This window comes from Conyzicola nivalis (genome assembly GCF_040548875.1).
Lineage (GTDB): Bacteria > Actinomycetota > Actinomycetes > Actinomycetales > Microbacteriaceae > Conyzicola > Conyzicola nivalis_A.
In genome coordinates this window covers 180636-193941 of sequence record NZ_JBEPSJ010000002.1, presented here as the reverse complement: position 1 = coordinate 193941, position 13306 = coordinate 180636, and the positions used below count along the sequence as shown (strand labels likewise).

General features: G+C 69.4%; 12 protein-coding genes. 7 read left to right on the top strand and 5 right to left on the bottom strand.

The features are described 5' to 3' along the window. Positions 1 to 6 precede the first annotated feature (6 nt). From ABIE21_RS09565 to ABIE21_RS09550, 4 genes are read right to left on the bottom strand one after another with little or no spacing between them, the layout of a single operon-like run. Positions 7 to 789: an amino acid ABC transporter ATP-binding protein gene (locus ABIE21_RS09565; protein ID WP_354024596.1), complete on the bottom strand. Its 783-nt coding sequence runs from the start codon at positions 787 to 789 to the stop codon at positions 7 to 9. Further along, the gene (locus tag ABIE21_RS09560; RefSeq protein WP_354024595.1) at positions 786 to 1847 is read right to left on the bottom strand and encodes an amino acid ABC transporter permease; all 1062 of its coding nucleotides are present in this window, start codon (positions 1845 to 1847) and stop codon (positions 786 to 788) included. The genes ABIE21_RS09565 and ABIE21_RS09560 overlap by 4 nt, the downstream gene beginning before the upstream one ends. Next, positions 1844 to 2416: a GNAT family N-acetyltransferase gene (locus ABIE21_RS09555; protein WP_354024594.1), complete on the bottom strand. Its 573-nt coding sequence runs from the start codon at positions 2414 to 2416 to the stop codon at positions 1844 to 1846. Before ABIE21_RS09555 ends, ABIE21_RS09560 begins: the two co-directional genes overlap by 4 nt. Continuing rightward, entirely contained in the window at positions 2403 to 3554 is a 1152-nt protein-coding gene (locus ABIE21_RS09550) for an LLM class flavin-dependent oxidoreductase (protein ID WP_354024593.1), read from the bottom strand. The genes ABIE21_RS09555 and ABIE21_RS09550 overlap by 14 nt, the downstream gene beginning before the upstream one ends. Before the next feature lie 163 nt (positions 3555 to 3717). On the opposite strand from ABIE21_RS09550, the gene ABIE21_RS09545 reads away from it, so the two are divergent. Beyond that, positions 3718 to 5727 (top strand): FAD/NAD(P)-binding protein, encoded by a 2010-nt coding sequence (locus tag ABIE21_RS09545; RefSeq protein ID WP_354024592.1) that lies wholly within the window; start codon positions 3718 to 3720, stop codon positions 5725 to 5727. Positions 5728 to 6113: 386 nt separating this feature from the next. Here ABIE21_RS09545 and ABIE21_RS09540 read toward each other — a convergent pair whose 3' ends face one another. Next, entirely contained in the window at positions 6114 to 6956 is an 843-nt protein-coding gene (locus ABIE21_RS09540; protein ID WP_354024591.1) for an MBL fold metallo-hydrolase, read from the bottom strand. A 132-nt stretch (positions 6957 to 7088) separates the two neighbouring features. On the opposite strand from ABIE21_RS09540, the gene ABIE21_RS09535 reads away from it, so the two are divergent. The 6 genes from ABIE21_RS09535 (at position 7089) to ABIE21_RS09510 (ending at position 13247) form a co-directional block, all read left to right on the top strand. After that, positions 7089 to 7736 carry a GntR family transcriptional regulator gene (locus ABIE21_RS09535; protein WP_354024590.1) on the top strand — a complete coding sequence of 216 codons (648 nt, stop codon included), beginning with the start codon at positions 7089 to 7091 and terminating at the stop codon, positions 7734 to 7736. Beyond that, a complete protein-coding gene (locus tag ABIE21_RS09530) occupies positions 7733 to 9241 on the top strand; it encodes an MmgE/PrpD family protein (protein ID WP_354024589.1) in 1509 nt (502 codons plus the stop codon). Before ABIE21_RS09535 ends, ABIE21_RS09530 begins: the two co-directional genes overlap by 4 nt. Then, positions 9241 to 10149 carry a methylisocitrate lyase gene (prpB, locus tag ABIE21_RS09525; RefSeq protein WP_354024588.1) on the top strand — a complete coding sequence of 303 codons (909 nt, stop codon included), beginning with the start codon at positions 9241 to 9243 and terminating at the stop codon, positions 10147 to 10149. The genes ABIE21_RS09530 and prpB overlap by 1 nt, the downstream gene beginning before the upstream one ends. A gap of 66 nt (positions 10150 to 10215) precedes the next feature. Further along, positions 10216 to 11340, top strand: coding sequence for a bifunctional 2-methylcitrate synthase/citrate synthase (locus ABIE21_RS09520; RefSeq protein ID WP_354024587.1), 1125 nt, complete (start codon positions 10216 to 10218; stop codon positions 11338 to 11340). Next, positions 11337 to 12158 (top strand): aldo/keto reductase, encoded by an 822-nt coding sequence (locus ABIE21_RS09515; RefSeq protein ID WP_354024586.1) that lies wholly within the window; start codon positions 11337 to 11339, stop codon positions 12156 to 12158. Before ABIE21_RS09520 ends, ABIE21_RS09515 begins: the two co-directional genes overlap by 4 nt. Before the next feature lie 117 nt (positions 12159 to 12275). Further along, the gene (locus ABIE21_RS09510) at positions 12276 to 13247 is read left to right on the top strand and encodes a MetQ/NlpA family ABC transporter substrate-binding protein (protein WP_354024585.1); all 972 of its coding nucleotides are present in this window, start codon (positions 12276 to 12278) and stop codon (positions 13245 to 13247) included. Positions 13248 to 13306: the final 59 nt, after the last annotated feature.

Sequence of the window (13306 nt, the reverse complement as noted above, 5' to 3'; positions counted from 1 at the left end):
GGTGGATTAGAGGACGGTCGCGAGAAACTCGCGGGTTCGCGGATGCTGCGGATCGCCGAGCACCTCGCCGGGGCCGCCCTGTTCGAGCACCACCCCGTGGTCGATGAAGATCACACGGTCGGAGACCTCGCGGGCGAAGCCGATCTCATGCGTCACGATGACGAGCGTCGTGCCGAGACCGGCGAGCTCGCGGATGACGTCGAGCACCTCGCCGACGAGCTCCGGGTCGAGAGCCGAGGTGGGCTCGTCGAACAGCAGCACCTTCGGCTGCAGGGCGAGCGCGCGTGCGATGGCGACGCGCTGCTGCTGCCCGCCGGAGAGCTGGCGGGGGTAGGCGTCGGCCTTGTCGGCGAGACCCACCTTCTCGAGCAGTCCGAGCGCCAGCTCGCGTGCATCCGCCCTGTTCAGCCTCTTCAGTCCGACGGGCGCCTCGACGATGTTCTCGAGCGCGGTGAGGTGGGGAAACAGGTTGAAGTTCTGGAACACCATGCCGACCTGGGTGCGGCGGCGCAGCACGTGGCGTTCCTTGAGCTCGTAGAGCTTGCCGCCGCGGTGCTCGTAGCCGATGAGCTCGCCGTCGATCGCGACCCAGCCGGAGTCGACCGTCTCGAGGTGGTTGATGGTGCGCAGTAGCGTCGACTTGCCCGAGCCGCTCGGCCCGAGGATCGTCACGACCTCGCCCGGCTCGAGGGTGAGCGATACGCCGCTCAGAACCTCGACGCCGTTGTAGCTCTTGGTGACGTCGCGGATCTCGACGTGCCCCTGCGTGGTCAAAGTCGACGTCGTCATGCCGCGACCTCCTTCTTGGGCTCGTCGTCGAGCCGGTTCCACTGCACGGCGGCCCACGCTCTCGCGCGCTGGATCGGCGTGGGCGGCAGCACCCGGGCCGAGCCTCGGGAGTAGTAGCGCTCCACATAGAACTGCGCGATGCTCAGCACCGTGGTGAGGATCATGTACCAGAGCACGGCGACGAGCAGCAGCGGGATCACCTGCTGGTTGCGGTTGTAGATGACCTGCGACACGTAGAACAGCTCGGCCAGCGCGATCACCGAGATGATCGAGGTGCCCTTGAGCAGTCCGATGATCTCGTTGAACGCGTTCGGGATGATCGAGCGTGCCGCCTGCGGCAGGATGATGCGCGTGATGCGCCGGTGCTGCGGGATGCCGAGCGCCGCAGCCGCCTCGAGTTGGCCGGCGTCGACCGAGAGGATGCCGCCGCGGATGATCTCCGCGGAGTAGGCCGCCTGGTTGAGCGACAGGCCGAGCACGGCCGCCGCGAACGCGCTGACGAGGGTGACGGTCTGCGTCTCGACGAAGTAGTCGGTCGTGAACGGGACACCGAGGCCGATCGTCGGGTAGAGGTAGCCGAGGTTGAACCAGACGAGGATCTGCACGAGCAGCGGCACCGACCGGAAGAACCAGATGAAGCTCCACGCGAACGAGTTCAGCAGCGGCGACTTCGACAGCCGCATGAGCGCCAGCAGGCTGCCGACCACGAAGCCGAGCGCGCCGGCGACGACGGTGAGGGTGAGGGTCATGCCGAGCCCGCGCAGGATCGCGTCGGAGAAGAAGTACCTCGCCACTGTCGGCCAGCCGTAGCCGGCGTTGGTGAACAGGGTCCAGACCAACTGGGCGACGACGAAGATCACGACGGCGCCGAGGATCCAGCGGATCCAGTGCTTCGTGCGCACGACGGGCAGGGCGCCGAAGTCGACCGCCCCTGGTCGCTGAGCCGCCTCCGGTCGCTGTGCCTGTCGAAGCGCAGCCGCCTCCGGTCGCTGAGCCTGTCGAAGCGCCCCGTCGACAGGCTCAGCCGCCGCCGCCCTCCGGTTCTCTACCTGCGTCATGACAGCTCCTTCTCGAAGTGATGGATCACGATCTGCTCGGCGTCCTGCGCCCGGTCGAACAACGGCGTGTAGCCGGTGGACAGGTACAGCCGCACCGCCTCCGGCTGCCGCGGCCCCGTGCTCAGCACGACGCGCGTGAACCCGCGGCGCCTGGCCTCGACCTCGAGCTCGGCGAGCGCGAGCTTCGCGAGGCCTCGCCCGCGGTGGTCGGCGTGCGTCCACATGCGTTTGAACTCGACCGTTGTCGCGTCGATGGTCATGAACGCGCCGGCCGAAACCGGGGCGGCATCGATCTCGAGCAGCAGGAACGTGCCGCCCGGCGCCGAGAACGCGTCGGCCGGGTAGCGCGCGATCTCGACCGAGGCCGGCTCGCCGAACAGGTTGCCGTAGCGGGCGTCGTACTCGCGTTCGAGGTCGCGCAGTACGAGTTGCGCCTGCGGGTCGAGCGGCGTGGTGTGGCGGTAGGCGACGCTCGTTCCCTGAGCCGACACCGGTCCCTGAGCTTGTCGAAGGGCGACAGGCTCAGACGCTTCGACAGGCTCAGCGACCGGGGCCTCACGCTGCGTCATGGTGCGCCCGCCGCTTCAGCTCGTCGGATGCCTCGGCCGAGGCCTTCGCCAGTGCGGCGTCGCGCCGCGCGACCTCCTCGCGGACGATCGGGATCACGTAGCGGCCGAAGTCGATGGTGTCGTTGACGAAGTCATAGCCGCGGGCGGAGAGGATGTCGACGCCGAGGTCGACGTAGTCGAGCAGGGCCGCCGCGACCGTCTCGGGCGTGCCGACGAGCGCGTTCGAGTTGCCGCGTCCGCCGCTGACGGCCGCGGGCTTCGTCCAGAGCGCGCGGTCGTAGCGGTCGCCGGCCTCGGCGATGGAGAGCAGGCGCTGCGAGCCCGCGTTCTCCGGGTTCTTCAGGTCGCCGACGAACGAGCTGGGAGCCGCTCCGGCCGTGCGCTGCTCGATCCTGTGCAGGATGCTCTGGGCCTTCTCCCACGCGAGTTCCTCCGTCGCGCCGAGGATCGGGCGGAACGCGACCTGGATCTTCGGGCGCTGCTCGCGGCCGGCGGCGGCTGCCGCATCCGTTATCGTCTGTATCTGCTCCGCGGTGTCGGCGAGCGGCTCTCCCCAGACCGCGTAGATGTCGGCCTCGGCCCCGCCGATCGCGTACGCGGCCGGCGACGACCCTCCGAAGCTGACCTCCGGGCGGTCGCCGTGCGGCCAGATGTCGGAGACGAAGTTCTCGAACCGGTAGTGCTCCCCGTCGAAGCTGAACGGCTCACGGCTCGTCCATGCCTGCTTGACGATGCGGATGTACTCGCCGGTGCGCGCGTACCGCTCGTCCTTGGTGAGGAAGTCGCCCTCGGCCGCCTGGTCGGCGGTCGACCCGCCGGTGATGAAGTGCACGTTGAGGCGGCCGTCGCTGATCTGGTCCAGAGTCGCGAACACCTTGGCGGCGTAGGTCGGATAGGAGACGTTGGGGCGGTGCGCGAGCAGGATCTTCAGGTGGTCGAGCTTGCTCGCGATGAACGCGGCGGCGGTCGACGGGTCGGGGGCGCCGGAGTGGTAGGCGAACAGGATGCGGTCCCAGCCGTTGTCTTCGTGGGCTCGGGCGAAACGCAGCGTGTAGTCCTTGTCGAAACTGGCGCCCGAGCGCGCCTGGGTCTCGCCGCCGTCGTTCAGACCCGCGATGCCGAGAAATTCGATGCCCATGTCTGCGTCCGCCTTCGTTCGTTGCGGTGCCGAGTGCGCCGCGATTTCCCGACGGTATGCGGCGATTTCTCGAGGCCACAACAATCGCCGTTCACACTTCGTCACACCGTCACGCGGCGTCATGTTCGACGCTTCCGATGGATTGCGCGGTGACTGTTGTGCCATGTCAATCCAGCTCGCCGTGATCGGCGCCGGACCCCGCGGGGTCGGTTTTCTCGAGCGACTCGCGGCGAATCTGCCGGAGATCGCGAACGGACTGCCCCTCGTGGTGCACCTCGTCGATCCGCACCCGCCGGGCGCCGGGCGCATCTGGCGCAGCGCCCAGTCGCCCCTGCTCAAACTCAACTCGATGGCGCGCGACGTGACGATGTTCACCGACGTGTCGTCCACGGTCGACGGCCCGGTGTGGGAGGGGCCGTCGCTCATCGAGTGGGCGGTGCAGGCGCGGTCGGGGCAGATCGAGCTGCAGGTCGACGACCCGCTCGTCGCCCACGAGCTCGAGCATCTCGCCGGCGACTCCTTTCCGACCAGGCGGCTGCAGAGCGAGTACCTGGCGTGGTTCTACCGCCGGGCGATCGCCGCGCTGCCGGCGACCGTCGTGGAATACGCCGCGAGCGCGACGACGGTGACGGATGCCCCGGACGGCACTCAGCTCGTCGCGCTCGACAACGGCGTGGTCGTCGCCGCCGACATCGTGCTCTACGCCCTCGGTCACTCGGGCTCCACTCCGGAACCCGAGCACGTCGAGCTGCTCGAATTCGCCGAACTCCACGGCCTGCACTACGTCGCTCCCGACTTCACCGCCGACGCCGACCTCTCGGCGATCCGAGCCGGAGAGCCCGTCATCGTGCGGGGGATGGGGCTCGCCGCGGTCGACCTCACCGTGCTGCTCACCGAGGGGCGCGGAGGACGCTTCGTGCCATCGGCCTCGCTGCCCGGCCAGCTCGACTATCTGCCGAGCGGTGAGGAGCCCCTGCTGCTGCTCGGGTCGCGCCGCGGCGTTCCGTACCACTCGAAGATCAGCTCGGCGCTCGCGGCACCGCGGGCCGAGCCGCGGTTCTTCACCGCGCGAATCGCGGCCGCGCTCGAGGCGTCGAGCGAGACGCTGTCGTTCACGCGCGACGTCTGGCCGCTCATCGCCGCCGAGCTGCAGTGGGGCTACTACCACGAGCTGTTCGTGGGCCACCCCGACCGGGTGCGGGTGCCGTGGGAGAGGTTCGTGCCGTTTCTCGAGCGCTACCGCTGGAACAGCCCGCAGCTGCACGCCGCGATCGCGGCCGCGGTTCCGAACCCGGTCGACCGGCTCGACCTTGAGGCGCTCGACCGCCCGCTCGCCGGCGTGCGGGCCGAGTCGCGCGCCGAGCTGCAGGAGACCCTGCGCTACTACATCGGGCTCGACCTGCACGCCCGCAGCGCGCCCGAGCACAGCGCGACGCTCGGCCTGTTCACCTCGCTGCTCTACGCGCTGTTCGACCTGGGGTCGATCATCGACTCGCCCAAGTGGACCGCGCGATCCCGGGCGCACGACCTCGCCGTCTGGTGGCCGAACTACTTCAGCTTCATCGCGAGCGGGCCCCCGGCGCACCGGCTGGACGAGCTGCTGGCGCTCTCGCGTGCCGGAGTGGTCGAGTTTCTGGGTGCGGACACCGCCGTGCGTGCCGTCGTCTCCGGCGAGGACGACGTCGGCGACGTCGGCCGCGCCGACGGGGCCGGCCGCGCCGGCCACTTCGCGGCGAGCTCGTCGAGCGCGCCGGGCGAGGTCACCGCCCGTGTCCTCGTCGACGCGCGCCTGCCCGACGCGCACGTGCGCAGGAGCGACAACGCGGCGCTGCGGTCGCTGATCGACACCGGAGCGGCGTGCGAGGAGCTGGTCTCCGACGCCGACTTCACCGGGTCGACCGGGCGGCTCCTCGTGCGCCCGGCGGACTCACGGCTGATCCGCGCCGACGGCGACCCGCACCCCGGCGCCTTCGCGATCGGACCGTACACGAACGCCCCCTTCGCCGGAGCCTTCGCCCGCCCGGGCACGAACGCCGTCGCCTTCCGCGAGAACGACCGCGTGGCGCGGGCCGTGCTTGCGCTGGCCGTCGAGCGCGCCGCCGCACCGGCGCAGCCGCCCGCCCTTGCTGGCGCCCTTGCTAGCGCCATGGCGGAGACTGCGCAGCTCGGCTGACGCGCACCCACCACCTGACTGGCCACTTTGTGCGGTTTGGAGCGCCGTGAAACAGCGCGAAGTGGCCAGCCAGCCAGCCAGCCAGCCAGCCAGCCAGCGAGCCGGCCAGGTGGGCGGCCGCGAACGCTCGGACGGTCCGACGGCCGCAATCACCACCTGACCGGCCACTTTGTGCGGTTTGGAGCGCCGTGAAACAGCGCGAAGTGGCCAGCCAGCCAGCCAGCCAGCCAGCGAGCCGGCCAGGTGGGCGGCCGCGAACGCTCGGACGGTCCGACGGCCGCAATCACCACCTGACCGGCCACTTTGTGCGGTTTGGAGCGCCGTGAAACAGCGCGAAGTGGCCAGCCAGCCAGCCAGCCAGCCGGTCAGATGCGCGGCCGCGAACGCTATGCCCGTTCGACCGTCTCGCGTCTCCAGAGCTCGGGCATCCGAAAGTCGATCCGCTCGCCGTGGGCGCGGGCCGTCCAGCCGGCGAGGGCCAGCGACAGGTCGTCGGCCGATTTCGGCATGGGCGCGAGCGGCTTGGACAGCGGGCGCCAGAAGCGGTCGAAGTGCACGGGGAAGACCGTCTGCGCGCCGGTGGCGACGACGGTCTCTGTCCAGTAGTGGTCGCGCCACGCGTTGTCCTGCCTGCCGGCGCCGGCCGCGCCGAGGTAGAACACGTCGCTCGGGTAGTCGTCGAGCGCGCCCGGGACGAAGTTCGCCGAGGCGTGCACGAGCACACGCCCCTCGGGATGGTCGAAGTGGAACGAGTAGCAGTCGCCAGTGCGAAACTGCGAGGCACGCGCGGGCAGCGTCACGGGCGCGTCGATGGTGCCAGGGTAGCGGTCGCCGGGAGAATGCACCGCGTGCACCGGCGTGAGCGTGAACGCGCCGACCGCGATCGCCTCGCCCGCTTCCAATGGCACGAAGCCGTCGATGCCGAGGCCGTAGCCGGTTGCGATCATGCGAGTCGACGGGGATCCCGCAAGGCGCGCGCCGGTCACGTCGGCGACGACCGGCGCGTCGAGGGCGTGGTCGATGTGCGAGTGCGAGACCAGCACGAGATCGAGCCGGTCGATGCCGGCGCGCTGCAGCGCCCAGTCGATCAGCCGCCCGTCCGGTCGCGCGTTGGTGAGCAGGCGGCGCAGCGGCGGCCGGGTGAAATAGCCGTCGACGAGGAGCGACGTCGTGCCGTCGCTCACCAGGACGGTCGACGTGCCCAGGAACATCGTCGTGACAGGGGCCATGGCCCGAGCGTACCCCCGCGTGGGCGGCAAACCCACCCGCCAGCCGCCGTCATTGCATACACAGAGCGCGATTCTTGGGTAAAACGAGACAAAGGGGATAGCCTGTGTATACAAACCGACGGAGGGACGTGGATGCGCGCTAGCGACCGGGCCTACTCCGTTCTGCGCGAGCAGATCATCGACGGCGAGCTAGCGCCGGGCACGCTGCTCGCCGAGGTGGAGCAGTCCAGCCGGCTCGGCGTCTCCCGCACACCCTTGCGCGAGGCCCTCTCGCGCCTCGCCGCCGACGGGCTCGTCGCAGCGCACTCGGGGCGCGGCCTCGTCGTGACCGACGTTCCGTTGACGCGCATCGCCGAGCTGTTCGAGGTGCGCAGCGCGCTCGAAGAGCAGGCCGCCCGCCTCGCAGCGCGACGCCGCGACCCCGCGGTGTTCGAGGGCCTCCAGCGCGAACTGCGGCAGGCGCACGAGCTTCTCGACAACGGCGACCCCGTGCGGCACGAGTACTACGAGCTCGTCGCGCGCCTCGACGCTGCCATCGACGACGCGGTGCAGAACCCCCTCCTGGTCTCGACCCTCGCCGGGGTGCGCACGCACGTCGCTCGAATCCGCCGCCTCTCGCACGACGACCCGGAGCGACTCCGCGAAGCCGCCCGCGAGCACCTCATGATCGTCGATGCGATCGTCGACGGCTCGGAGTCGCTCGCCGCCCACGCCACCCAGCTGCACCTGTACCGCAGCCTCAAAAACATCCTCGGTTCGATGGAAAGGAACCCGCAATGAAACTCCACCCCGTGCGCGTGTACGCGAGCGACGAGAACCTGCCGCGCGAGGAGCAGCTCGCCTGGAAGATCGCCCAGATCGCGGCCGACCCGGTCGCCGTGACCCCCGAGGTCGTCGACATGGTGATCAACCGCATCATCGACAACGCGGCGGTCGCCACCGCGAGCCTGACCCGCGCGCCCGCCGTCGCGGCGCGCGCGCAGGCGCAGGACCGCGCTTCGACAGGCTCAGCGACCGGCTCGACGGTATTCGGCGTCGAGGGCCGCTTCCAGCCAGAGTGGGCTGCGTGGGCGAACGGCGTCGCCGTGCGCGAGCTCGACTACCACGACACCTTCCTCGCGGCTGAGTACTCGCACCCCGGCGACAACATCCCGCCGATCCTCGCGGTCGCCCAGCACGCCGGATCCACCGGAGCGGACCTGGTGCGCGCCATCGCCACCGGCTACGAGATCCAGATCGACCTGGTCAAGGCGATCAGCCTGCACGCCCACAAGATCGACCACGTCGCCCACCTCGGCCCGAGCGCCGCCGCCGGAATCGGCACCCTGCTCGGACTCGCACCCGAGACGATCTTCCAGGCCGTCGGCCAGGCGCTGCACACCACGACGGCCACCCGCCAGTCGCGCAAGGGCGAGATCTCCACGTGGAAGGCGCATGCACCGGCCTTCGCCGGGAAGATGGCCGTCGAGGCCGTCGACCGTGCCATGCGCGGTCAGACCAGCCCCACCCCGATCTACGAGGGCGAAGACGGCGTGATCGCCTGGCTGCTCGACGGCAAGGACGCGCACTACGAGGTGCCGCTGCCGGAGGCGGGGGAGGCCAAGCGCGCGATCCTCGACAGCTACACGAAGGAGCACTCCGCCGAGTACCAGGCGCAGGCATGGATCGACCTCGCGAGGGCGCTAGGAACGAAGCATCCGGCCCTTCGACGGGACCCCGCGGCGATCAAGAAGGTCGTTCTGCACACCAGCCACCACACCCACTACGTGATCGGCTCGGGCGCGAACGATCCGCAGAAGTACGACCCGACCGCCAGCCGCGAGACGCTCGACCACTCGATCCCGTACATCTTCACGGTCGCGCTGCAGGACGGCGAGTGGCACCACGAACGCTCGTACGCGCCGGAGCGCGCCGCCCGCCCCGACACGGTCGAGCTGTGGAACCGGGTCACCACCCAGGAGGACGCCGAGTGGACCCGCCGGTATCATTCCAACGATCCCGCCGAGAAGGCGTTCGGCGGCCGCGTCGAGATCGAGCTGACCGACGGCACCGTGATCGTCGACGAGATCGCCGTAGCCGACGCGCATCCGCTGGGGGCCCGCCCCTTCGCCCGCGAGCAGTACGTCGCGAAGTTCCGCGCGCTCGCCGACGGCGTGCTCGAGCCCGCCGAGATCGAGCGTTTCCTCGACCTCGTGCAGCGACTGCCCGAGCTCACCGCCGAGGAGCTCGGCGGCCTCACCGTCACCGCGACCGCCCTGCCCGCCGGGCCGAAGGGACTCTTCTGATGCTGTACTCCCACGTCACCCCAGCCGACAAGCGCGCCGCCCTCAGAACGGCGCTCGCGAGCGGCGAGCTGCTGCGCTTCCCCGGCGCGTTCAACCCGCTCAGCGCGCGGCTGATCCAAGACAAGGGGCTCGAGGGCGTCTACATCTCCGGCGCCGTCATCAGCGCCGACCTCGGGCTGCCCGACATCGGGCTCACGACCCTCTCCGAGGTTGCCGGCCGGGCCGCGCAGATCTCGCGCATGACCGACCTGCCCTCGATCGTCGACGCCGACACCGGCTTCGGCGAGCCGATGAACGTCGCCCGCACCGTGCAGCAGCTCGAAGACGCCGGGGTCGCCGGCTTGCACATCGAAGACCAGGTCAACCCGAAGCGCTGCGGCCACCTCGACGGCAAGGCGGTCGTCGACGAGGACACCGCCGTCAAGCGCATCCGCGCGGCGGTGGCGGCCAGACGCGACCCGAACCTGCTGATCATGGCGCGCACCGATATCCGCGCCCTCGACGGACTGAACTCGGCCATCGACCGCGCCAAGGCGCTGGTCGACGCGGGGGCCGACGCGATCTTCCCCGAGGCTATGGTCGACCTCTCCGAGTTCGAGGCTGTGCGCGCGGCCGTCGACGTGCCGATCCTCGCCAACATGACCGAGTTCGGCAAGAGCGAGCTGTTCACCAACCGGCAGCTCGCCGACGTCGGCGTCAACATCGTGATCTACCCCGTCTCCCTGCTCCGCCTCGCGATGGGGGCCGCCGAACGCGGGCTCGACACGATCGTCTCCGAGGGCTCGCTCACCAGCCGCGTGCCCGAGATGCAGACCCGCGCGCGGCTCTACGAGCTGCTCGACTACGAGAGCTACGGCAGCTTCGACACCTCGGTGTTCAACTTCTCGCTCGACACCAACCGGGGCTGATGTTCTCGCCACGCGTCTGCCGCGTGGCCTAGCTTTAGAAATGCACACCAATCGCGAAGGAGCGTTATGAGCGAGACCGAGATCTACAAGGGCCTGGCCGGGGTCGTCGTCGACACGACCACCATCTCCAAGGTCAATCCCGAGACCAACTCTCTGCTCTACCGCGGATACCCCGTGCAGGAGCTCGCCGAGAAGTGCACCTTCGAAGAGGTCGCCTACCTGCTCTGGCACGGCGAACTCCCCACGGCACAGCAGCTCGCCGAGTTCGAGACGCTCGAACGATCGCTGCGCGCGCTCGACCCCGTCGTCAAACGCGTCATCGACGAGATCCCCACCACCGCGCACCCGATGGACGTCGTGCGCACCGCCGTGAGCGTCATCGGGGCGCGGGACCCGGATGCCTCGGAGTCGACCACCGAGGCGAACCTGCGTAAGTCGGTGTCGTTGTTCGCCCAGCTGCCGGCCGTCGTCGCCTATGACCAGCGACGCCGCCGCGGCGAGCATCTCGTGGAGCCGCGCGACGACCTGGGCTACTCCGCCAACTTCCTGCACATGACGTTCGGCGACGTGCCCGACCTCGTGGTCGTCAACGCATTCGACGTGTCGATGATCCTCTACGCCGAGCACTCGTTCAACGCGTCGACGTTCACCGCCCGCGTCATCACGTCCACCCTCTCCGACCTGTACTCCGCCGTCACCGGCGCGGTCGGCGCACTCAAGGGCGCCCTGCACGGCGGCGCCAACGAGGCCGTGATGCACGTCTTCGACGAGATCGGCACCGCCGACAGGGCCGAGGAGTGGCTCGACACCGCGCTCGCCGAGAAGCGCAAGATCATGGGCTTCGGCCACCGCGTCTACAAGAACGGCGACTCGCGGGTGCCCACTATGAAGGCCGCGCTCGACACCCTCGTCGCCGAGTACGACCGGCCAGAGCTGGGCAATCTCTACGACACCCTCGAGGCGGCGATGGGGGAGCGCAAGAGCATCAAGCCGAACCTCGACTACCCGAGCGGGCCCGCGTACCACCTCATGGGGTTCGACACACTCACCTTCACGCCGCTCTTCGTGGCGGCACGCATCACGGGATGGACGGCGCACATCATGGAGCAGCTCTCGGCCAACAGCCTCATCCGCCCGCTCAGCCTGTACGTCGGGCCCGAGGAGCGCCACATCGAGGGTGGTGTGCTGTGAGCGTCCCCGACATCGCCCTGAACTCCGGCACGACGATCCCGCAGCTCGGCTTCGGCGTCTTCAAGGTCGACCCCGCCCAGACCGAGCGCATCGTCAGCGACGCGCTCGAGGTCGGCTACCGGCACATCGACACGGCCAAGGCCTACGACAACGAGCCGGGCGTCGGTGCCGCGATCGCGGCATCCGCGATCCCGCGCGAGGAGCTGTTCGTCACCACGAAGCTGTTCAACTCCGACCAGGGCGGCCAGTCGGCTCTCGACGCCTTCGACCTGAGCCTCGCGAAGCTCGGGCTCGACTACGTCGACCTGTATCTCATCCACTGGCCGTGCCCCGCGCGCGGCCTGTTCGTCGAGTCGTGGCGCAGCCTCGAGCAGATCTTCGAGTCGGGGCGTGCCCGCGCGATAGGGGTCTCCAACTTCCTGCCGCACCACCTGCAGACTCTGTTGGACGAGACGACAGTGGTTCCGGCGGTGAACCAGATCGAGCTGCACCCGTACTTCCAGCAGCGCGAGGCCTCGGAGTTCGGGCGCTCGCACGGTGTCGTCACCGAGGCGTGGAGCCCGCTCGGACAGGGAACCCTCGTCGACGAGGCGGGCGTGCAGGCGATCGCCGACGCGTACGGCAAGTCGCTCGCGCAGGTCATCCTGCGCTGGCACATCCAGAACGGCAACGTCGTGATCCCGAAGTCGAACCGACGCGAGCGCATGGCCGAGAACTTCGACGTGTTCGACTTCGAACTGACGCAGGCCGAGATCGGGATCATCGACGCGCTCGACCGCGGCGGCCGCCTCGGCAGCGACCCCGACGTCGTCAGCTGAGCCGGCGCCCGCCAGGCGACGGAGCGTAACGCGGCGGAACATTCCGACGGCGATTTCGCATCCTTGACAGTGTTGAGAGCACACAGCAGCTCTCTTCACTTTCCAAAGGATCCACTCATGTCTGACCAGACACCCCTCGTCGCCCCGCCCAAGAAGCGCGGTCGACTGTACGCCCTGATCGCACTGGCCGTGGTGGTCGTCGTAGCTCTCGTCGTCGGGATCTCGCTCGCCGTGTCATCCGGCAACGCACCGGAGGAGACCGCGGCAGGCGACAACGCCATCACCGAGGGCAAGGGCTCGCCGGGAGACCCGATCGTCGTCGGCGTGGTCGGCGCGAGCGACCCGCATTGGGACGCCTACACCGAGGCGGCCGCCGAGGCGGGCATCTCGATCGAGATCGTCGACTTCACCGACTACGCCCAGCCGAACCCCGCGCTCACCGAGGGCGACCTCGACCTCAACCAGTTCCAGCACATCATCTACCTGGCGCAGTACAACGAGTCGGCCGGTGAAGACGTCGCCCCGATCGGCGCCACCGCGATCTACCCGCTGTCGCTGTACTCCAGCAAGTTCACGTCGGTCGACGACATCCCGGCGGGCGAGACCGTCGCGGTTCCGAGCGACGCGAGCAACCTCGCCCGCGGCCTCCTCGTGCTGCAGTCCGCCGGGCTCATCGAGCTCGCCGACGGAGGCAGCCCCTTCTCCACCCTCGACGACGTGCTCCCGAGCTCCAAGGTGAAGGTCATCTCGCTCGAGGCCGCCCTCACCCCCACCTCGCTCCCCGACGTCGCCGCCGCGATCATCAACAACGACTTCGTCATCGACGCGGGCCTCACCTTCGACGACGCCATCGCGACCGACGACCCCGCCGACGAGAGCGCGCAGCCGTACATCAACATCTTCGCGGCCCGCGCCGAGGACAAGGACGACAAGACGTTGCTCGAGCTCGTCGACATCTTCCAGAACACGAAGACGGTCACCGACGCCCTGCTCGAGACCTCCGGCGGCACCGCCGTGCTCGTCACCACCCCGATCGCCGAGCTCGAAGAGTCGCTGGCAACGGTGCAGGACGCGTACGCAGCCCAGTAGCATCACGCGGAGATGCCGACGGACTCCGGTCCGTCGGCATTTCGCTGTTCGCCCAGGGA

Bases quoted from the DNA above. Each gene is read 5' to 3' on its own strand.
- ABIE21_RS09520 (WP_354024587.1), top strand. From the start codon at position 10,216: ATGAGCGAGACCGAGATCTACAAGGGCCTGGCCGGGGTCGTCGTCGAC.
- prpB (WP_354024588.1), top strand. From the start codon at position 9,241: ATGCTGTACTCCCACGTCACCCCAGCCGACAAGCGCGCCGCCCTCAGA.
- ABIE21_RS09510 (WP_354024585.1), top strand. From the start codon at position 12,276: ATGTCTGACCAGACACCCCTCGTCGCCCCGCCCAAGAAGCGCGGTCGA.
- ABIE21_RS09560 (WP_354024595.1), bottom strand. From the start codon at position 1,847: ATGACGCAGGTAGAGAACCGGAGGGCGGCGGCGGCTGAGCCTGTCGAC.
- ABIE21_RS09535 (WP_354024590.1), top strand. From the start codon at position 7,089: ATGCGCGCTAGCGACCGGGCCTACTCCGTTCTGCGCGAGCAGATCATC.
- ABIE21_RS09550 (WP_354024593.1), bottom strand. From the start codon at position 3,554: ATGGGCATCGAATTTCTCGGCATCGCGGGTCTGAACGACGGCGGCGAG.
- ABIE21_RS09540 (WP_354024591.1), bottom strand. From the start codon at position 6,956: ATGGCCCCTGTCACGACGATGTTCCTGGGCACGTCGACCGTCCTGGTG.
- ABIE21_RS09565 (WP_354024596.1), bottom strand. From the start codon at position 789: ATGACGACGTCGACTTTGACCACGCAGGGGCACGTCGAGATCCGCGAC.
- ABIE21_RS09555 (WP_354024594.1), bottom strand. From the start codon at position 2,416: ATGACGCAGCGTGAGGCCCCGGTCGCTGAGCCTGTCGAAGCGTCTGAG.
- ABIE21_RS09530 (WP_354024589.1), top strand. From the start codon at position 7,733: ATGAAACTCCACCCCGTGCGCGTGTACGCGAGCGACGAGAACCTGCCG.
- ABIE21_RS09545 (WP_354024592.1), top strand. From the start codon at position 3,718: ATGTCAATCCAGCTCGCCGTGATCGGCGCCGGACCCCGCGGGGTCGGT.